An 18967-nucleotide genomic window follows, 5' to 3' on the forward strand; every position below is an offset into this window, starting at 1 on the left:
TCGCGCGGTGGCGCCACAGGCGCACTATTGCGCGCCCGCGTCGCTCGCGCGCCGCCATTCGTAATGCTGCTAATCCTGGTAAACGCGTCCTGGAAAACGCGCGCTATGGACCTGGCTTACGCCTTGCCCGAAGCGGCCGCGACGACCTTCTGAGCCGCTTCTTCCATGCTGTCCGCCGCGATGATCGGCAGGCCGGATTCAGCGAGCATCTTCTTGCCCAGGTCTTCGTTGGTGCCCTTCATGCGGACCACGAGCGGCACCTTCAGCGACACTGCCTTCGATGCCGCGATCACGCCTTCCGCGATCACGTCGCAACGCATGATGCCGCCGAAAATGTTGACCAGGATCGCGGTCAGGTTCGGGTTCTTGAGCATGATCTTGAACGCTTCCGTGACCTTCTCGGTCGTGGCGCCGCCGCCCACGTCGAGGAAGTTCGCCGGTTCGCCGCCGAACAGCTTGATGGTGTCCATCGTTGCCATGGCGAGGCCCGCGCCGTTCACGAGGCAGCCGATGTTGCCGTCGAGCGAGATATACGCGAGGTCGAACTTCGACGCTTCGACTTCAGCCGGATCTTCTTCGTCCAGATCGCGGTACGCGACGATTTCCGGATGACGGAACAGTGCGTTCGAATCGAAGTTGAACTTGGCGTCGAGCGCAATGACCTTGCCGTCACCGGTCAGGATCAGCGGGTTGATTTCGGCCAGCGATGCGTCGGTTTCCCAGAATGCCTTGTAGAGGCCCTGCAGGATTGCGCGCGCTTGCGGGATCGAAGCGTCGGGCACGCCGATTTTCTTCGCGAGGTCGTCAGCTTCGGCGTCCTTCAGGCCGGTCGACGGGTCGACGGCAACCTTGTGGATCAGCTCGGGCGTCTTTTCCGCGACTTCTTCGACGTCCATGCCGCCTTCGCTCGATGCCATCACGACGATCTTCTGCGAGACACGATCGATCACGAGGCCGACATACAGTTCCTTCTTGATGTCGGCGCCTTCTTCGATCAGCAGACGGTTCACCTTCTGGCCTTCCGGGCCGGTCTGGTGCGTGACGAGCTGCATGCCGAGGATCTGGTTCGAGTACTCGCGAACCTGTTCCAGCGACTTGGCGACCTTCACGCCGCCGCCCTTGCCACGGCCACCCGCGTGGATCTGAGCCTTCACGACCCATACCGGGCCGCCGAGCTCTTCCGCGGCCTTGACCGCATCATCCACCGAGAAGACCGGCTTGCCGCGCGGTACCGCGACGCCGAATTTCCGCAGGATTTCCTTTCCCTGGTACTCGTGAATCTTCATGCGTGATTCCCTTCAGTCTGAGAGTTGCGTTGAACTTCGTTTCCGCTGGCGTCGTTCATGCCGGCAGCGTTGCCGCCCTCGCCGGTTCCGCGGGCTGCCCCGTCGCCTGGCGCTGCCGCGCGACCGGCCGAATGCGGTGCGTGGCCGTACCAGCGCGGATAAAACTGTTGCACCGCCTCGCCGTCGAAACGCAGCGCGTGGCAGCGTCCCAATTGGAATGGCGGTTTGTGGTTGGAATGCTGACCTGTGCGGTTCGGCGATTCATTTGCCGAACTCGCGTTCGCGCCCGGTGCGCCGTCATCGGTGTTCCACACTTCGTTTGCAAATGCCTGAATGGCGACCGTGGGCAGAATGGCGCACAACTCGGTGAGATGCGTGCAACCGACCGTGCCGGCCAGCAAACGGGCGACATCGCGACGGAAGTTATTGAACAGGTTGAGCCCGATGAGGGCACGGTAGGCGGGATTGCTGACCTGGCATAAACCAGGATAGGGGACCCAGTCGGACGACGCCTCGGCGTCGACGACATTGAGCGAGCGATCGATGGTGATGCGAAGCCAGAGTTCATGGATCGGCTGACCATTGGGCCGGACGCCCGACGCAAGCTTGACGTCACGCGGTTTTTCGTCGGTCAAGCACGCTTCGATATCCCACAGACCATCTGCTCGCTCATAGGCTTCCGCTCTGATTGCGCGACGATGACGCAACTGACGGGACACGGGCGATGAAAGCGGCATACGCGAAGGAAAGGCCGGATTGGAAAACCCACGAATTTTAGCATACTGGATACTTCGGACCGGTTTGCACGCGTAACAGCAATTGGCGACCTATGCGCCCAGCGGACGTTGCGCCGCTAATCGCCGCTTTCAGTCTCGTCGATGTCTTTTAGGATTTTGCCGATCGTCCCGCCCGAGAAACCACGCGACGCGAGAAAGCGCGTCTGCTTCGCCCGCTCCAACGGCGTTTCTGGAAGCTGGCCGAACTTCTTGCGCCAGACAGCCCGAGCGCGCGTGAGTTCGGTGTCACGCAATTGCGCTTTGGCCTCTTCGACGAGTGTCTGATCCACCGCGTGCTGCTTCAGTTCGCCGATGATCCGGCTCGTGCCCAGTCGCGATGAGCGCCGGTGAATCAAACTTTCCGCGAAACGTGAGTCGGATAGCCAATTCTCGGCCTGCAGTGCGTCGAGTACCGCGTCTAGCGAATCGGTTTCCTCGACGAATGGCTTCAGTTTGCGTGCGAGCTCCGCGCGACTGTATTCACGGCGAGACAGATAGCCGAGCGCGCGTCCTTTAAGCGAGCGTGCCGGGCGTTGGGCGCTTTTGGCTTCGTCCTGCCCTGGCGTCGCTTCGCCGGGCGTGCGACGCGAACGGCTATAGGTGGTCGCGGAAGCATCCGGGGCGCCAAGCGCCGACGATTCAGACCGTGTGCCGTGCGGGGCACGGCCCGCGGCACGATCGTGTGCGTCGAACGATTCGAACGGATCTAGCGGGTCGAACGAATGGTCGTCTTCATTACGCGGGCCGTCCGCGTGACCTCTTGCGTTGGACAACGGCCGGCCCTTGCGCATCACGTGAGGGTTACTCTTCTTCGTCCGCGACTTCTGCGCCTGCGCCGGTCACTGCCTCGGCCATGGCATTGACGCCCAGCGATTCGCGGATACGGTTTTCGATCTCACGAGCGATGTCCGGATTCTCGCGCAGGAACTCACGCGCGTTGTCCTTGCCTTGACCGATCCGTTCACCGCTATAGCTGTACCACGCGCCGGCCTTGTCGACGATCTTTGCCTGCACACCGAGGTCGATGATCTCGCCCTGACGCGAAATGCCTTCCCCGTACAGAATGTCGAAAATCGCTTCGCGGAACGGTGGTGCCACCTTGTTCTTGACAACTTTCACACGCGTTTCATTGCCGATCACTTCGTCGTTCTTCTTGATCGAACCGATCCGGCGAATGTCCAGACGAACCGACGCGTAGAACTTCAGCGCATTGCCGCCGGTGGTGGTTTCCGGGTTGCCGAACATCACGCCGATCTTCATGCGGATCTGGTTGATGAAGATCACAAGGCAGTTCGTGCGCTTGATCGTACCGGTGAGTTTGCGCAGCGCCTGCGACATGAGACGCGCTTGCAGACCCGGCAGCGAGTCGCCCATTTCGCCTTCGATTTCCGCCTTAGGCACGAGCGCCGCGACGGAGTCGATCACGATCATGTCGATCGAACCCGAGCGCACCAGTGCGTCGGCGATTTCGAGCGCCTGTTCGCCGGTGTCGGGCTGCGAAACCAGCAGGTCGTTCACGTTCACGCCGAGCTTGCCCGCGTACTGGATGTCCAGCGCGTGCTCCGCGTCGATGAACGCCGCCGTGCCACCGATCTTCTGCATTTCGGCGATGACTTGCAGCGTCAACGTGGTTTTACCGGACGATTCCGGGCCATAAATTTCGACGACACGGCCACGCGGCAAGCCGCCGACGCCCAGTGCGATGTCGAGACCCAGCGATCCGGTTGAGACAACCTGGATGTCTTCGACTGCCTCACCTGCGCCGAGCCGCATGACCGACCCTTTGCCGAACTGCTTTTCGATCTGCGCGAGCGCGGCAGCCAGCGCCTTGCTCTTTTCAGCCGTCAGTCCAGCCGAGCCTTTCTTGCTTTCTTCCATGAATCGTCCTTTGCTATGATGAACGGCGTCTGAGGCAGATGCGCCGTCCACTTTTAGCGGACAGCACACGAAACCCAGACACTGTATAAAAAAACAGTGGTTTTGGCAAGTGCGATTCTCATGCGAACGCGCATTTTTACCGTCGCGCTGCCCAAATCACCCACAATATTTTCCGGAGACCGCTGTGCGCCGCAGACCTCTCGGTGCCGGCAAGGCCAGGCTGGCGCATCATGCGAATTCTGATTGCCGAAGACGACAGCATACTCGCGGACGGTCTGGTTCGATCACTCCGCCAATCGGCCTATGCCGTGGATCACGTGAAGAGCGGCGTGGAAGCCGACACCGCGTTGTCAATGCAGACGTTCGACCTATTGATCCTCGATCTCGGCCTGCCGCGCATGTCCGGGCTCGAGGTGCTGCGCCGTCTGCGCGCGCGCAATTCCAACTTGCCGGTGTTGATCCTGACCGCCGCCGATAGCGTCGACGAACGCGTCAAGGGACTCGACCTCGGCGCGGACGACTACATGGCCAAACCGTTCGCGCTGAACGAGCTCGAAGCACGTGTGCGCGCGCTGACCCGGCGCGGCGCGGGGGGCGGCCCCACGGTCGTGCGGCACGGCTCGCTGTCGTTCGACCAGGTCGGCCGGATCGCCCTTGTGAACGACCAGGTGATCGATCTGTCGGCGCGCGAACTCGGTTTGCTCGAAGTGCTGCTGCAAAGGATCGGCCGGCTCGTCTCGAAGGAACAGCTGGTCGATCATTTGTGTGAATGGGGCGAGGAAGTCAGCAACAATGCGATCGAGGTCTACGTGCACCGCCTGCGCAAGAAGATCGAGCCGAGCGGCGTGCGTATCGTCACCGTGCGCGGCCTCGGCTACTGTCTCGAAAAGGCGCCCGCGAATGCAAATGCCGGCGCGAACGCGGCAGCCACGCCGGCTCGCGCCGAGCCCGCGCCGTCCGCCTCGTCGCCGGCCGGCGCGACGCCCAGGACTCACCCGTAAATAGAGGAAGAGGACGCCTATGTCCGCACGCGCAGATCGCGCCACGGCGCACGCGGCGGACCTCGACGAAGCGCGCGACGAGCGCTACGCCAATCCGTTCGCTCCGCCCGACGAAACCGAAGCCGCCGCTCAGGCGCGGCCCCGCTCGCTATTCGGCGAGATTCTCGACTGGATGCTCGCGCCGCTGCTACTGCTCTGGCCGATGAGCCTCGCGGTCACCTATCTGGTCGCCAAGTCGATCGCGAACGGCCCGTTCGACCGTGCGCTCGAAACCGATGCCTACGTGCTCGCCCGCCAGATTCATCCGGTCAACGGCGTGGCGGAGCTGTCGCTGCCCGATTCCGCCCGCGACTTTCTGCGCGCCGATAACGTCGACAGCGTGTTCTACCAGGTGCTCGGCACGCGTGGCGAACTGGTAAGCGGCGAGCGCGACATGCCGTTGCCGCATGAAGACGATCGGCCGCAGCCGGGCCTCGTCGAATTCCGCGACGACATGCTGCGCGGCAACGATATCCGCATCGCCTATACGACCGTCGAATTCCCGCCGACGCCGGGCGCGCAGCCCGTGCTCGTGCAGGTCGCGGAAACGCTCGACAAGCGCAGCCAGCTTGCCAACGACATCATCAAGGGCGTGATCCTGCCGCAGTTCGTGATCCTGCCGCTCGCGATCCTGCTGGTGTGGTTCGGGCTGTCGCGCGGCCTCGCGCCGCTGCACGCGCTGCAGGCTCACATTCGCGCGCGGCGTCCGGACGATCTGTCGCCGCTCGAGGCGCGCCGCGCGCCGCCGGAAATCGAGCCGCTCGTGACGTCCTTCAACGATCTGCTCACACGGCTCGAGCAGAACATGGAACTGCAGAAGCGTTTTATCGCCGATGCCGCGCATCAGATGAAAACGCCGCTTGCCGGGCTCCGCACTCAGGCTGAACTGGCGTTGCGTCAGGATGTGTCCGAGGAAGTGCACCGCTCGCTCGAACAGATCGCGACCAGCTCGGAACATGCCGCGCGGCTCGTCACGCAGTTGCTCGCGCTGGCGCGCGCGGAAAACCGCATGTCGGGACAGATCTTCACGCCGGTCGAAGTCGGCGACGTCGCCCGCAGCGCGGTGCGCGACTGGGTGCAAGCCGCGCTCGCCAAACAGATGGATCTGGGCTATGAGGCCCCCGACGAACCGGTGGAGGTCAACGGCAACCCGGTGATGCTGCGTGAAATGCTGTCCAACCTGATCGACAACGCCATCCGCTACACGCCGCCAGGCGGGCGTATCACTGTGAGAGTGAGGCACGATGCGGCGGCGCGGCTCGTCCATCTTGAAGTCGAGGACACGGGCCTGGGCATTCCGGTCGCCGAACGCTCGCGGGTGGTCGAGCGGTTCTACCGGATTCTCGGCCGTGAAGGCGACGGCAGCGGGCTCGGACTGTCGATCGTTCGCGAAATCGCGACCATGCACGGCGGCGAGTTGACGATCGACGATAACGTATATCAGCTCTCGCCCCCGTTGGCGGGGACGCTTGTGCGGGTCAGTTTTCGTGTGCATGAGCCCGACGGGGACTTACCCTAACGCGGCTCCAGCCGCCAAATCGGTGGAGCGCTATTCTGGGATAGATGCACACCAGTTGGCAGAGTTTCGCATCATTTTGCGCATTGTTCGCCGAACTTATCCGAAGTTCAGCGCTCCGTTATTCACTCTGCCATGTCAGTACACCGTAAGTTTCCACTCCAATAATCGGTTGCACGTGAACGCCTCGGCTGGCGATCCGCGTGCATATCAATATTGGAGACGACATATGGCTACCGTAGGCGGGCAAATCTCGCACGTGCCGATGACGCGCGAAGAGAAGCGGGTGATCTTCGCATCGTCGCTGGGTACGGTTTTCGAGTGGTACGACTTCTATCTGGCCGGCTCGCTGGCGGCCTACATTAGCAAAAGCTTTTTCTCGGGCGTCAACCCGACTGCCGGCTTCATTTTCACGCTGCTCAGCTTTGCCGCGGGCTTCGCCGTCCGGCCGTTCGGCGCGATCGTGTTCGGCCGGCTCGGCGACATGGTCGGGCGCAAGTACACGTTCCTTATCACGATCGTGATCATGGGCCTGTCGACGTTCCTCGTCGGTTTCCTGCCGGGCTACGCGGCAATCGGCATCGCTTCGCCGGTGATCTTCATCGCGATGCGGATGCTGCAAGGCCTCGCGCTCGGCGGCGAGTACGGCGGCGCCGCGACCTACGTGGCCGAACATTCGCCGCGAGGACGCCGTGGCTTCTATACCGCGTGGATCCAGACCACCGCCACCTTGGGCCTGTTCCTGTCGCTGCTGGTGATTCTGGGCGTGCGCACGGCCATGGGCGAAGACGCGTTCGGCGCCTGGGGCTGGCGCATTCCGTTCATCGCGTCGATCATCCTGCTGGCGATTTCGGTGTGGATTCGTCTGCAACTGCATGAATCGCCGGTGTTCGAGCGCATCAAGGCCGAGGGCAAGACCTCCAAGGCGCCGCTGTCCGAAGCCTTCGGTCAATGGAAGAACCTGAAGATCGTGATTCTGGCGCTGATCGGCCTGACCGCCGGCCAGGCGGTGGTCTGGTACACGGGTCAGTTCTACACGCTGTTTTTCCTGACGCAGACGCTGAAGGTCGACGGCAGCAGCGCCAACATCATGATTGCGCTCGCTCTGCTGATCGGCACGCCGTTCTTCCTGTTCTTCGGTTCGCTGTCGGATCGCATCGGCCGCAAGCCGATCATCATGGCCGGTCTGCTGATTGCCGCGCTCACGTACTTTCCGCTGTTCAAGGCGCTCGCGCACTACACGAACCCGGCTCTGGAGGCCGCGACCACGCGCGCTCCGATTGTCGTGATCGCAGATCCGGCGCAGTGCTCGTTCCAGTTCAACCCGGTCGGCACGGCCAAGTTCACCAGTTCGTGCGACATCGCGAAGAGCGCGCTTTCGCGGGCCGGCCTGAACTATGAGAACGTCGCGGCGCCTGCCGGCTCGCTCGCGCAAATCCGGGTCGGCGATACGGTGGTCAACACGTTCGACGGCCGCGCCGCCGATGCGAAGGAACAAGGCAAGCTGTTCGACAAGACGCTCGCGTCGACACTGAAGGCGGCCGGTTATCCGCCGAAGGCCGATCCATCGCAGATCAACTGGCCGATGAGCGTGGTGATCCTGACGATCCTCGTGATCTACGTAACGATGGTGTACGGTCCGATTGCGGCGATGCTGGTGGAAATGTTCCCGACGCGCATCCGCTATACGTCGATGTCGCTGCCGTATCACATCGGCAACGGCTGGTTCGGCGGCTTTTTGCCGGCGACGGCGTTCGCGATCGTTGCGGCAAAGGGCAACATCTACTCGGGGCTGTGGTATCCGATCATTATCGCTCTCGTCACTTTCGTGATTGGCATGCTGTTCGTCCGGGAGACCAAGGACTCGGACATCTACGCGAAGGATTGATAGGCGCCTCTGACGCCAAGTCTGAGAAAGTTGCGCGCCGGGGGTTGACAGCTTCTGGCGCGCTCATCATAATCTCGCTTCTTTCGGCGAATTAGCTCAGTTGGTTAGAGCGACGGAATCATAATCCGCAGGTCCGGGGTTCGAGTCCCTGATTCGCCACCAGCATGACTCGCAAGGCCCGCTTCTCTTAACCGAGAGCGGGCCTTTCGCATTGGCGGTGAATCACCGCGCTGACGCGAGGCCGCCGTAAGAGCCAACAGCCGTGCCGGTTGCTACGAACCCGCGCTGCGCCCTTGGTCGCAACCGGAACTTGCGCAAGCGACCGGACAGCGCGCCCCGCCGGCCACCCGCTCACGATCTGTTACCATCCCCGAGCCGATGTTTTCGACGCAGTGAGTTATCCTCCTCGCATTGATTCGTCGCCAGTTGCAAAAAGCCGCTGCCTCTAAAGGTTCAGCGGCTTTTTCATTTCGGCTTTCCCGATCGCAACTCAAAGAAGGGGTCTCGATGACGTTCCGCACTGCCGCACTCGCCACGGCCGCCGCTTCGCTTACCGTGCTCGGCGCCACATGCAACCCGACCGCTCAGGCCCAGACACCGCTCGACAGCCAGTGGCGTGCCAGCGCCATGACCCTGTCCACGCTGCTGCAGAACGGCTACAAAATCGTCGCTGTCGTGAACGGCGCCCAAGGCAACGCAGGCCCGGCCGACACGATTTTTGTCCAGCGCGATCAGAGCGCGTTCAAATGTATCGACCCGCAGCAGCCGGACGCGAGAACGAAGACAGCCATCGCTGCGCCCGCGTGTCTCGAGCTGGTCCCGCCATCGGGGTCGGCACCGGCAACCGATTCCAGGTGACCGTCACGCGCGCTAGCCACCGCCGGCCAGCACGGCAGCGCACGACGGACGCAACGAACACGAACGCACTCGAACCTCACCGGTCCACCAGCCGGCTCAGATTGCCGCGCACGCGCTGCAAAAGCGCGATCAATTGCGCTGCCTCGTCGTCGGAAAAACCGCTGAGTGCTTCGAGCGCGACTTTATCGCCCACCTTGCGCGCCTTGCCAAGCGTGCGCTCGGCTTTTGGTGTCATGCGCAGCAGATACTCGCGCCGATCCTGCGGATTGGCGATTCTTTCGATCCAGCCGCCCTCCGCCATCCGATCCAGCAAACGGCCTGCCGAAATCGGCGCGACTTCGAGCAAGTCAGCAAGCCGCGCCTGATTGATGTCCCCGTAATGCGCCAGATAGGCCAGCACGCGACATTGCGCGCGCGTGAGATCGACGGAGGATTTCGCGAGATCGTCGAAACGCTTGCCTGCCAGTCGGCCGACATCGGAAACCAGAAAGCCGAAGCGCTCTTCCAGTTGAGTTTTCATGCGCGGATTATACGAAAGCCTCTCGTTGTGTAGCGCGGTTGCACGCGCAATTCAGCCTCCGCATAACTCCCGATAGCGGTCGCCCGTCGCGTGGATATAATAAGCATGCTTACTATATCCACGACCCGCCATGTCTTCTGCTTCCTCGCCGGCGAGCGCAGCCGTGCCGCTCAACCGGCCGATGATTACGCTCTCGATCATGCTCGCGACGCTGATCCAGACGCTCGACAGCACGATCGCCAACGTTGCGCTCCCCCATATGCAAGGCACGCTGTCCGCGTCGCAGGACGAGATCACGTGGGTGCTGACCTCCTACATCGTCGCCGCCGCAATCGCCACGCCGCTCACCGGCTGGCTATCCGACCGGCTGAGCGTGAAGCGCTTGCTGATCATCGCGATCGGCGGCTTCACCGTGTCGTCGGCGTTGTGCGGGTTGTCGGAGACGCTCACGCAGATCGTCGCATCGCGCTTGCTGCAAGGGATATTCGGCGCGTCGCTGGTGCCGCTGTCGCAGTCCATCCTGCTCGACATCAACCCGCGCGAAAAGCAGGGCCAGGCAATGGCGGTGTGGGGCATGGGCGTGATGGTCGGACCGATTCTCGGACCGACGCTCGGCGGCTGGCTCACCGACAGCTACAACTGGCGCTGGGTGTTCTTCATCAACGTGCCGATCGGCGCGTTCGCGCTATTCGGCGTGGCGACCTTCCTGCCCGCGCGCGAACCTAAACACGACGTCAAGTTCGACGCGTTCGGCTTCATCACGCTGGGTCTCGCGATCGGCGCACTCCAGGCGATGCTCGATCGCGGCGAGCAACTGGACTGGTTCGCATCGACCGAGATCGTCATCGAGTCGCTCGTCGCGGCGCTCAGTTTCGCGTTCTTCGTCGTGCACACGGCAACGGTCGGCGAAACCTCGTTCTTCAAATACAAGTTGCTGAGGGACCCGAACTTCGCGACCGGCACCTTGTTCATCTTCGTCATCGGCGCGGTGATGTACGCGACGCGCGCGCTGCTGCCACCCATGCTGCAAAACCTCATGAACTATCCGGTCGCGACGACCGGCCTCGTCACCGCGCCGAGCGGCGCGGGCACGATGATCGCGATGCTGTTGGCGGGGCGGCTGCTGAAGCGGGTCGACGCGCGGCTGTTGCTGCTCGCCGGCTTCCTGGTTTCGGCGTTCGCGTTGTGGCAGATGATGCACTACACGCTCGTGCTGTCGCCGTCCGATATCGTGTGGCCGGGTGTGATTCAGGGCTTCGGGCTCGGACTCGTGTTCGTGCCGCTGAGCACGCTGACCTTCTCGACGCTCGCGCCTGAATTGCGCGCGGACGGCACCGCAACGTATAGCCTGATGCGCAACATCGGCAGCAGTATCGGCATTTCGATCGTGCAGACGCTGATGACCCGCAACACACAGATCTCGCACGCGGACCTCGCGGCGAATATCACGCCGTTCAATCCGGCGATCCAGCCCATGCTGCACAACGGCTCGAACTACGACATCGCGGCGCTCAACGCGTCAATCACACAGCAGGCCTCGATGATCGCCTACCTGAACGACTTCAAGCTGATGTTCATGGCCACGCTGTTGGTGATCCCGCTGCTGCTGCTGATCCGCCCTTCGCGCAAGGCGCCGGATACGTCGCTCACGCATGCGGCGATGGATTGATCGTTATCCCTCGATCCGCCCGCGCGTCACTCCGAGCAACGTCGCCATTGCCGCGCGCGCCGCGGCGGCATCGCGCTTTCGAATTGCGTCGAACACCGCCGTATGCTCGGCCAGCGATGCGTTGAACACGTCCGCGCGTTTGGCATTGAGCCGAAGCTGTGCTTCGAGCGTGCGCTCGATCAGCGTGCCGAGCGGAATCAGCAATTCGTTGCTGCACGCGGTCAGCACGTTCAGGTGAAACTGCAGATCGGCCCGCACCCACTCGTCCAGATTGCGCGCGGCCGCCATCGCCGCGTGGGCGTCGGCCAGCGCCCGGAATGTGCTCTGCGTGTGCGAGGCTGCGGCGAGGCTCGCTGCATACGGCTCGACCATCTCGCGCATTTCCTGAAGCTTGAGCGCAAACGCCATCGGCTCCGCGACGCGCGAGTACCAGTCGAGCAGGTCGGCATCGAGCAGATTCCACGCAGGCTTCGGCCGCACTCGCGTGCCTACGCGCGGCCGCGATTCGATCAACCCTTTCGAGGTCAGCGTGCGCAGCGCCTCGCGCAGTACCGTTCGGCTCACGCCGAAGGTTTCCATCAACTCGACCTCGCGCGGCAGAATCGAATCGGGCGCATAGTCGCCGCGCAGAATCGCGGTCGCCAGCAGATGGGCGACGCGCCCATGCAGATCGTGCTGAATAGCTTTCTCCCGGCGGCCTTGCCGCGTCATTGAAATCGCAGTTGACCAGGGACGAGTGCGCCGCGGGAGTTGCCCAAGCCGCGGAGCGCGCCGCTTCCCGCCTGCCATCGTCCCCAGACCACTATTTGATCAATAATACTATTAATAGTACTTAAATGCGCTTTTGTTGTAGGATCTGAATCCTCAAAATATCCCGCAGGTAGCCAAGCCACAAGGAGCCGCACGCCATGAAAATCACGAAGCTGGAAACCTTCATCGTTCCACCGCGCTGGTGCTTCCTGAAGATCGAGACCGACGAGGGTATCGTCGGCTGGGGCGAGCCCGTGGTCGAAGGCCGCGCGCACACGGTCGCGACTGCCGTGGAAGAACTGTCCGACTATCTGATCGGCAAAGACCCGTTGCTGATCGAGGACCATTGGCAAGTGATGTACCGCGCGGGCTTCTACCGCGGCGGCCCCATTACGATGAGCGCGATCGCCGGCGTCGACCAGGCCTTGTGGGACATCAAGGGCAAGCACCATGGCGTACCGGTGCATGCACTGCTCGGCGGCCAGGTGCGAGACAGGATCAGGGTGTACTCATGGATCGGCGGCGACCGTCCGAGCGACGTCGCGAATAACGCGCGCGCGGTGGTCGAGCGCGGCTTCAAGGCCGTGAAGATGAACGGCTCGGAAGAGTTGCAGATCATCGACACGTTCGACAAGGTGCAAGGCGTGATCAACAACGTGGCGGCGGTGCGCGAGGCGGTCGGGCCCAACATCGGCATCGGCGTGGACTTCCACGGCCGCGTGCACAAGCCGATGGCCAAGGTGCTCGCCAAAGAGCTCGACCCGTACAAGCTGCTCTTTATCGAAGAGCCCGTGCTGTCGGAAAACGCAGAAGCGCTGCGCGACATCGTGAACCAGACCAATACGCCCATCGCATTAGGCGAGCGCCTTTACTCGCGCTGGGATTTCAAGCACATTCTGGCGGGCGGCTACGTCGACATCATTCAGCCGGACGCCTCGCACGCGGGGGGCATCACCGAGTGCCGCAAGATCGCGTCGATGGCCGAAGCGTACGACGTCGCGCTCGCGCTGCATTGCCCGCTCGGCCCGATCGCATTGGCCACCTGCCTGCAGATCGACGCGGTGAGCTACAACGCGTTCATCCAGGAACAGAGCCTTGGTATTCACTACAACCAGGGCAACGACCTGCTCGACTACATCAAGAACCCGGAAGTCTTCAAATACGAAGACGGCTTCGTGTCGATTCCGCAAGGCCCGGGGCTCGGCGTCGAGGTCAACGAAAACAAGGTCCGCGAGATGGCCAAAGTCGGGCACCGCTGGCGCAACCCGGTGTGGCGCCACGAGGACGGCAGCGTCGCCGAATGGTAAATCTGTGAATGCATGCCGCCTGCGGGCGGCATGTTCGTTTGCGTGGCCACCGCCGGCCGACGATCCGCCCGCGTGTCACGGGCTCGCCGCGCCCGGGCCGTCGCCATGACATGACACTCCCGGCCGGACCGACCGAAACGACGCGGCACAAACACGCGTTCACAACCCTCTCCCCGCTCCCCGCCGTCTCGATGCAAAGCCTTTCACTCAGGCTTTGTGGCCGTTTGTTCGGCGTCTGACATACGCATGGCCGTCTCCCTGCTGAAATGCCTGCAAACGACATGCAGCGGGGAACATCATGGGCGAATTTCTGCCGGACTATTTGATCCGCGAACAGGCTGCCGTCGGCGCGCTTGTCGCATTCGGTCTGCTGCGCGTCGTCGGCGCGGTGGTTGCCTTCCAACGCGGCTGGCGAATCAGGGTGGTCGAGCAATGCTTCATCGCCGCCGCGGTAGTCTATTGTCTGCCGCAGCTTTTCGATCTGCTGACGCATCTGTACGGCTCGCGCGCCGCCGGCGCCGAACTCGAAGGCAAAGCTGCGGGCTGCGCGATCGCGCTCTTCTGCGCGCCGATCGTGAGCCATCGGCTCGGGCTGGAATGAGCGCACAGCTTCTCGCGCGATCAGCAGTGCGACGCGCCATACTTGCGCATCGCGGGGCGACCTGGTGAAGCACGAGCGCGGCGGGCGCGCAATGTCCGCGACCCAGCAGGAGCCGTGTCCGGGCGCACGCGTCCGATCGCAAGGATGCTTGTGATTCAAGCGCAGGCTCCGCGAGCTGTCGTATGTCGCGCGCCCAACGCAACGCGATAAGGCGCGCGGCTCGCTTCAACCCAGCGCCGCGAACCCCGGCACGCTATGCGACAGTACAGCCGCCGCGACGAACACACCGATCATCGCAATCGCTTCCAGATACAGCACGTTGACGAACGTGTGTGCATCCATCGTCGATGCGGTGCGACGCAGGCGCGGCAGCGCGAGGAACCGGTTGAGACCGCCGAGCACCAGCGCCAGCGCAACCAGCACGAGCTTGAGCATCAGCACATGTCCCCACATGCTGACCCGGATCGCTTCGAGCGACCCGCCGGAGCCGCGCACCACATTGAAGATGCCCGTCAGCAGCACCACGCCGACCGCCACCACCGACACATTCGACACCTGGCTCGCGGTGCGAATCAGCATCCCCCGCGCGGTCGAAGCGCCCAGCGCGGGTAGCACCGCGAGCCCCGCCGACATCGCCAGGCCGCCCCATACAGCCGTGACCAGCACGTGCAGCGTTTGCATACCGATCGCCGCGGAAGCCACACCCGCATCGGCCGCATGCCCGAGCGATGCCTTGCCCGCGGCAATCGCGATCACCGCGAGCCACAGCAACGCATTGCGCAACCTGCCCGGCTGACCGGGGAGCGCGGTGCCGAGCAACACCAGCGCGCCGCCGAACGCGACACTCCAGCCGTAGCCGACATGCGTTTGCGTGAGCACGGTCGGCACCACGCCGATCGCGGCCGGCAGCGCGACGCCGCTCATCGACGCCGCCTGATACAGCAACCAGCCGAGGTCCGCGAGCACCAGCACGACGCTGGCCGTCAACATTGAACGATGCGCGCGCAACCAGGCGGGGCGCGCTGGCGAGACCTGCTGCCGGGCGTCCTTCGCGAGCCACGCGCCGATCAGCGCCGAGCCAACGGCAAAGCCGAATGCGACATTCATGAGCGCGGCCATCGCGACCTGCCCGATCCACAGTCCGTCGATGCTCATTTGACGTTGAACGCAAAGTCGCCCTGGGTGCGGTGGCCGTCCATGGCCACTGCGATCCAGTGCACCGCATAGCGGCCCGTGCTCAGCTGCGGCAACGGCAGCCGCATGACTTTGGCGTCCTGCTGGTCGACTTCCGCTGCGGCGGGCGCGACCGCCTTACCGGTTTCGTCGTCAAGCGTGATCTTGCTGAAGGCAGCCTCGAGCGGTTCGGTGAAATGGATCGTGACAGCTTCGGGCGCTGCGACCTCGGCGTTGGCTGCGGGTGCGCTCGACACCATGTGCGCATGCGCGAACGCCGTGGATGTCATAACCAGCGCCGCGGCGCCGAACGCCAACGCATGCAGCGCCGGACGGCGAATTTGGAATAGCTTCATGTAAGGCCGATAGCGTAGGAATGGAGAAACGAGGAAAACGATGGCTCGAACCGGGGCGCGGCCGGCTCGGGAGCGGCGGCAAGCCCGCAAGTGTACGCTTCGATGGTTCTCTCGGACATCGGTTCAACCGGCTTTGTCGAACGCCGGGCCGCGAGTCGCGCCGGCGGCGTCGAGCGCGTCGCCAAACGTGGAAGATGACGCGGAGCACGGTTGAACGGCCATCGCGCGTCAAACTGTCGCATGGCTGTCACACTGCGGAACTCGCTTGCCTGCGCCAAATAGTCACCCTTACCCTTCGATGATAGAATGCTGCGTCGCCGCAGCGCCGGCTGCCCTTCACACCGAGCCGCTCGAAGTTCGGTCAGGTCCCCGATTTTGATGGAGTTACGCGTGTCTTCAAGACGCCTTTTCCGCCCGTTGCTTGCTCTTCTGCTGATCGGCTGCGCGGGTGTCTATAGCGCTGTTAATGCGCAGACTCAACCGAAGGCCCCCGACACGATTGCAGCGCGCGTGCAAGGGTGCACGGCCTGTCACGGCACGCATGGGCAAGGTACGGACAACGACTACTTCCCTCGCCTCGCGGGCAAGCCGGCCGACTATCTGTACAACCAACTGCAGAATTTCCGCGAAGGGCGTCGCAAGTACCCGCCCATGAACTACCTCGTCACGTATCTTTCCGACGACTACCTTCACCAGATCGCCACGTACTTCTCGCAACAGCGTCCGCCCTATCCGCCGCCGGCCAAGCCCACGGTATCGTCGGCCACGCTCGAGCGCGGCCAGCAACTGGTGATGAACGGCGACGCGTCGAAGCAGATTCCCGCTTGTGTGGCATGCCACGGCAAGGCGCTGACGGGCATGGAACCGGCGATCCCCGGCCTGGTCGGTTTGCACTCCGACTACATCAGCGCGCAGCTCGGCGCATGGCGCTCGGGTTCGCGTCACGCCATCGCGCCTGATTGCATGCACACCATCGCCACGCGCCTGACCGACGAAGACGTGAACGCCGTCGCAGCATGGCTTTCCACGCGGCAGGCCCCACAAAACCCCGTGCCGGCTCCGGCCCGCTCAATGAAGACTCCGCTTGCCTGCGGCAGCGAACCGCAATAAGGCACCGGGAGAGACACTCAAATGAAACGCAAGTCTTTGTTCGCCCTTTCGGCAGTCGTCGTGGTTGCGGCTGCCGCACTCGTTCCCGTCCTGTGGTCGGGTGGCGACTACCTGCATAACGGCTCGGCTGTCGCGGCAACGCCCGCCGACCAGGCCGCGCTCATCAAGAAGGGCGAATACCTCGCCCGCGCCGGCGACTGTATCGCCTGCCACACGGTACGCGGCGGCAAGGAGTTCGCCGGCGGCCTGCCGATGGCCACGCCGTTCGGCACGATGTTCACGCCGAACATCACGCCCGACGACCAGTACGGCATCGGCAAGTGGACCCGGGACGACTTCTATCGCGCAATGCACACCGGCCGCTCGAAAGACGGCAGCCTGCTGTATCCGGGCTTCCCGTTCACGAGCTACACCAAGGTCACGCGCGCCGACTCGGACGCGATCTACGCGTTCATGCGCTCGGTTCCGCCGGTCAACGTGCCGAGCCGTCCGCATGAACTGAAATTCCCGTTCAATCAGCGCAACATGCTGATCGGCTGGCGTACGCTGTTCTTCCGTGAAGGCGAGTACAAGCCGGACCCGACCAAGTCGGTGGAATGGAACCGTGGCGCATACCTGATCGAAGGGCTCGGACATTGCGGCATGTGCCACACGTCGATCAACGCGATGGGCGGTCCGGTCAGCTCGGCGGCGTTCGCTGGCGGCCTGATCCCGCTGCAGAACTGGTACGCGCCGTCGCTGACGTCGAACCGCGAAGCCGGTCTCGGCGACTGGGACATCAAAGACATCGCCGATCTGCTGAAGACGGGCGTGTCCAATCGCGGCGCGGTGTTCGGTCCGATGGCCGAAGTGGTTCGCAACAGCCTGCAGTACATGACGGACGATGACATCAACGCGATGGCCACGTACCTGAAGACAATTCCGCAAAAGAGCGAAGCGCCTGAGCCGCTGCAACTGGAAACGTCGGAGAAGTTCGGCGGCGAACTGTTGAAGCAAGGCCAAAAGATTTACGCTGACAACTGCGCGAAGTGCCACACGGAGAATGGTCTCGGCATGCCGCCGTCGTTCCCGCCGCTCGCCAACAACCAGTCGATCCAGATGCCGTCGGCGGTCAACCCGATCCGTATGGTGCTGAACGGCGGTTATCCGCCGAGCACGGAAGCGAACCCCCATCCGTATGGCATGCCGCCGTTCGCGCAGTCGCTGTCGAATCAGGAAGTGGCAGCCGTCGTGACGTACATCCGTATGTCCTGGGGCAACCATGGCACGCCGGTGTCGCCGCAGCAAGTGGCCGATCTGCGTTCGGCGCCGCTCGACTAGCCAGCGTTCGTTGCACCGGGGGCGCGGCTGGCGAGATTCGCGGCCGCGCCCTTCGTTTTTGCAGGACCGGTATCATGTGGGCGCGCTTGTGGTTGCTCTTGTGAAACCGCGTAGGAGGAAAGAGCCGTGCATGTCGGTGAGCGTTTGAACAGCATTACCCATCTCGTCGGCGCGGTGCTGTCGGTGGTGGGGCTGGCGACGCTCGTGACGATGGGCGCGCTCGAGGGCGACGCGTACAAGGTCGTCAGCTTCAGTGTGTACGGCGCGATGCTGTTCGTGCTGTATGCTATCTCGACGCTCTACCATAGCGTGCGCAGCCCCCGCGTGAAAGCGGTTCTGCAGAAGTGCGACCATTCGGCGATCTACCTGCTGATCGCCGGCAGCTACACTCCGTTCACGCTTGTTACGTTGCGCGGGCCGTGGGGCTGGTCGCTATTCGGCGTGAGCTGGGGGCTTGCCGTACTGGGCATCGTGCAGGAACTGACGCTCGGGCGGCGCACCCGCAGCGTTTCGATGGTGCTGTACATATTGATGGGATGGCTCGCGCTCGTGGCCGTCCGCCCGCTGGTACAAGCATTACCGGCAGCGGGTACCGCATGGCTCGTGGCCGGCGGGGTCATCTACAGCGCCGGCATCTATTTCTTCATCAACGACGAGCGCATCCGGCATGGACATGGTATCTGGCACCTGTTCGTACTGGCGGGCAGTCTGTGTCAATTCGTCAGTGTCGCGCGCTACGTCGCATGACATCCACGGCGACGAAATGCAACTTAAGGCCAGTCAACGTGTCTGCATAGCGCGTTGAAGCATTCGGCACGTGTTTGAGCGTGCCGCCGATTTCTCTGCGACCGGAACTGGGCTTTGGCCTCGAACGCGCCATACGGGCGTGTTCGTGCTGCGTTGATCCCGTCTAGGCCCA

18 protein-coding genes and 1 tRNA gene are annotated in these 18967 nt (G+C 63.2%); 11 read left to right on the top strand and 8 right to left on the bottom strand.

Annotated elements, in window-relative coordinates; all coding sequences use genetic code 11:
- Positions 1-116: 116 nt before the first annotated feature.
- The 4 genes from sucC to recA form a co-directional block, all read right to left on the bottom strand.
- The gene (gene sucC, locus ABQJ48_RS11330) at positions 117-1286 is read right to left on the bottom strand and encodes an ADP-forming succinate--CoA ligase subunit beta (protein ID WP_020069250.1); all 1170 of its coding nucleotides are present in this window, start codon (positions 1284-1286) and stop codon (positions 117-119) included.
- Positions 1283-2023, bottom strand: a complete 741-nt coding sequence (locus tag ABQJ48_RS11335) for a DUF2889 domain-containing protein (protein WP_367838073.1) — start codon at positions 2021-2023, stop codon at positions 1283-1285. The genes sucC and ABQJ48_RS11335 overlap by 4 nt, the downstream gene beginning before the upstream one ends.
- Positions 2024-2139: 116 nt before the next feature.
- On the bottom strand, positions 2140-2856 hold the full coding sequence (recX, locus tag ABQJ48_RS11340) for a recombination regulator RecX (RefSeq protein WP_367838075.1): 717 nt from the start codon (positions 2854-2856) through the stop codon (positions 2140-2142).
- A gap of 7 nt (positions 2857-2863) precedes the next feature.
- The gene (gene recA, locus ABQJ48_RS11345) at positions 2864-3940 is read right to left on the bottom strand and encodes a recombinase RecA (RefSeq protein ID WP_367838077.1); all 1077 of its coding nucleotides are present in this window, start codon (positions 3938-3940) and stop codon (positions 2864-2866) included.
- 230 nt (positions 3941-4170) lie between these two features.
- Between recA and ABQJ48_RS11350 the strand changes: the two genes are divergently transcribed.
- From ABQJ48_RS11350 to ABQJ48_RS11370, 5 genes are all read left to right on the top strand, one after another.
- A complete protein-coding gene (locus tag ABQJ48_RS11350) occupies positions 4171-4941 on the top strand; it encodes a response regulator (RefSeq protein ID WP_367838079.1) in 771 nt (256 codons plus the stop codon).
- Positions 4942-4960: 19 nt separating this feature from the next.
- A complete protein-coding gene (locus ABQJ48_RS11355) occupies positions 4961-6499 on the top strand; it encodes a sensor histidine kinase (RefSeq protein ID WP_367838081.1) in 1539 nt (512 codons plus the stop codon).
- Between the two features lie 226 nt (positions 6500-6725).
- Positions 6726-8384: an MFS transporter gene (locus ABQJ48_RS11360; protein WP_367838083.1), complete on the top strand. Its 1659-nt coding sequence runs from the start codon at positions 6726-6728 to the stop codon at positions 8382-8384.
- Positions 8385-8469: 85 nt separating this feature from the next.
- Positions 8470-8546 (top strand) — tRNA-Met (locus ABQJ48_RS11365).
- Between the two features lie 345 nt (positions 8547-8891).
- Positions 8892-9242 (top strand): hypothetical protein, encoded by a 351-nt coding sequence (locus tag ABQJ48_RS11370; RefSeq protein ID WP_367838085.1) that lies wholly within the window; start codon positions 8892-8894, stop codon positions 9240-9242.
- Between the two features lie 76 nt (positions 9243-9318).
- Here the strand turns inward: ABQJ48_RS11370 and ABQJ48_RS11375 are convergent, their stop codons facing one another.
- Entirely contained in the window at positions 9319-9762 is a 444-nt protein-coding gene (locus ABQJ48_RS11375; protein WP_367838087.1) for a MarR family winged helix-turn-helix transcriptional regulator, read from the bottom strand.
- Positions 9763-9892: 130 nt separating this feature from the next.
- On the opposite strand from ABQJ48_RS11375, the gene ABQJ48_RS11380 reads away from it, so the two are divergent.
- Positions 9893-11431 carry a DHA2 family efflux MFS transporter permease subunit gene (locus tag ABQJ48_RS11380; protein ID WP_367838089.1) on the top strand — a complete coding sequence of 513 codons (1539 nt, stop codon included), beginning with the start codon at positions 9893-9895 and terminating at the stop codon, positions 11429-11431.
- Positions 11432-11434: 3 nt separating this feature from the next.
- On the opposite strand, the gene ABQJ48_RS11385 is transcribed toward ABQJ48_RS11380, so the two are convergent.
- Complete coding sequence (locus ABQJ48_RS11385; RefSeq protein WP_367838091.1) at positions 11435-12142, bottom strand: FadR/GntR family transcriptional regulator; 708 nt, start codon at positions 12140-12142, stop codon at positions 11435-11437.
- Positions 12143-12339: 197 nt separating this feature from the next.
- Here ABQJ48_RS11385 and dgoD point away from each other — a divergent pair, with 197 nt between their 5' ends.
- The gene (dgoD, locus tag ABQJ48_RS11390; protein ID WP_367838093.1) at positions 12340-13488 is read left to right on the top strand and encodes a galactonate dehydratase; all 1149 of its coding nucleotides are present in this window, start codon (positions 12340-12342) and stop codon (positions 13486-13488) included.
- A gap of 298 nt (positions 13489-13786) precedes the next feature.
- A complete protein-coding gene (locus tag ABQJ48_RS11395; protein WP_367838095.1) occupies positions 13787-14089 on the top strand; it encodes a hypothetical protein in 303 nt (100 codons plus the stop codon).
- Between the two features lie 225 nt (positions 14090-14314).
- On the opposite strand, the gene ABQJ48_RS11400 is transcribed toward ABQJ48_RS11395, so the two are convergent.
- Both ABQJ48_RS11400 and copC read right to left on the bottom strand, forming a co-directional pair.
- On the bottom strand, positions 14315-15244 hold the full coding sequence (locus ABQJ48_RS11400) for a CopD family protein (RefSeq protein WP_367838097.1): 930 nt from the start codon (positions 15242-15244) through the stop codon (positions 14315-14317).
- Positions 15241-15618: a copper homeostasis periplasmic binding protein CopC gene (gene copC, locus ABQJ48_RS11405; protein ID WP_367838099.1), complete on the bottom strand. Its 378-nt coding sequence runs from the start codon at positions 15616-15618 to the stop codon at positions 15241-15243. Before copC ends, ABQJ48_RS11400 begins: the two co-directional genes overlap by 4 nt.
- 378 nt (positions 15619-15996) lie before the next feature.
- Here copC and ABQJ48_RS11410 point away from each other — a divergent pair, with 378 nt between their 5' ends.
- The 3 genes from ABQJ48_RS11410 (at position 15997) to trhA (ending at position 18795) form a co-directional block, all read left to right on the top strand.
- Positions 15997-16728, top strand: a complete 732-nt coding sequence (locus tag ABQJ48_RS11410; RefSeq protein ID WP_367838101.1) for a c-type cytochrome — start codon at positions 15997-15999, stop codon at positions 16726-16728.
- 21 nt (positions 16729-16749) lie between these two features.
- Complete coding sequence (locus ABQJ48_RS11415) at positions 16750-18048, top strand: c-type cytochrome (RefSeq protein WP_367838103.1); 1299 nt, start codon at positions 16750-16752, stop codon at positions 18046-18048.
- Between the two features lie 126 nt (positions 18049-18174).
- A complete protein-coding gene (gene trhA / locus ABQJ48_RS11420) occupies positions 18175-18795 on the top strand; it encodes a PAQR family membrane homeostasis protein TrhA (RefSeq protein WP_367838105.1) in 621 nt (206 codons plus the stop codon).
- Positions 18796-18967 lie beyond the last annotated feature (172 nt).

Source organism: Paraburkholderia suaedae, from assembly GCF_040812055.1.
In the GTDB taxonomy this organism is placed as follows: domain Bacteria; phylum Pseudomonadota; class Gammaproteobacteria; order Burkholderiales; family Burkholderiaceae; genus Paraburkholderia.

What these genes read in the sequence shown, in the direction of transcription:
- ABQJ48_RS11400 (WP_367838097.1), bottom strand. Translation starts at nt 15,244, where the DNA reads ATGAGCATCGACGGACTGTGGATCGGGCAGGTCGCGATGGCCGCGCTC.
- copC (WP_367838099.1), bottom strand. Translation starts at nt 15,618, where the DNA reads ATGAAGCTATTCCAAATTCGCCGTCCGGCGCTGCATGCGTTGGCGTTC.
- ABQJ48_RS11410 (WP_367838101.1), top strand. Translation starts at nt 15,997, where the DNA reads ATGGAGTTACGCGTGTCTTCAAGACGCCTTTTCCGCCCGTTGCTTGCT.
- ABQJ48_RS11385 (WP_367838091.1), bottom strand. Translation starts at nt 12,142, where the DNA reads ATGACGCGGCAAGGCCGCCGGGAGAAAGCTATTCAGCACGATCTGCAT.
- ABQJ48_RS11360 (WP_367838083.1), top strand. Translation starts at nt 6,726, where the DNA reads ATGGCTACCGTAGGCGGGCAAATCTCGCACGTGCCGATGACGCGCGAA.
- ABQJ48_RS11355 (WP_367838081.1), top strand. Translation starts at nt 4,961, where the DNA reads ATGTCCGCACGCGCAGATCGCGCCACGGCGCACGCGGCGGACCTCGAC.
- ABQJ48_RS11415 (WP_367838103.1), top strand. Translation starts at nt 16,750, where the DNA reads ATGAAACGCAAGTCTTTGTTCGCCCTTTCGGCAGTCGTCGTGGTTGCG.
- sucC (WP_020069250.1), bottom strand. Translation starts at nt 1,286, where the DNA reads ATGAAGATTCACGAGTACCAGGGAAAGGAAATCCTGCGGAAATTCGGC.
- ABQJ48_RS11380 (WP_367838089.1), top strand. Translation starts at nt 9,893, where the DNA reads ATGTCTTCTGCTTCCTCGCCGGCGAGCGCAGCCGTGCCGCTCAACCGG.
- dgoD (WP_367838093.1), top strand. Translation starts at nt 12,340, where the DNA reads ATGAAAATCACGAAGCTGGAAACCTTCATCGTTCCACCGCGCTGGTGC.
- recA (WP_367838077.1), bottom strand. Translation starts at nt 3,940, where the DNA reads ATGGAAGAAAGCAAGAAAGGCTCGGCTGGACTGACGGCTGAAAAGAGC.
- ABQJ48_RS11395 (WP_367838095.1), top strand. Translation starts at nt 13,787, where the DNA reads ATGGGCGAATTTCTGCCGGACTATTTGATCCGCGAACAGGCTGCCGTC.
- ABQJ48_RS11375 (WP_367838087.1), bottom strand. Translation starts at nt 9,762, where the DNA reads ATGAAAACTCAACTGGAAGAGCGCTTCGGCTTTCTGGTTTCCGATGTC.
- ABQJ48_RS11370 (WP_367838085.1), top strand. Translation starts at nt 8,892, where the DNA reads ATGACGTTCCGCACTGCCGCACTCGCCACGGCCGCCGCTTCGCTTACC.
- ABQJ48_RS11350 (WP_367838079.1), top strand. Translation starts at nt 4,171, where the DNA reads ATGCGAATTCTGATTGCCGAAGACGACAGCATACTCGCGGACGGTCTG.
- ABQJ48_RS11335 (WP_367838073.1), bottom strand. Translation starts at nt 2,023, where the DNA reads ATGCCGCTTTCATCGCCCGTGTCCCGTCAGTTGCGTCATCGTCGCGCA.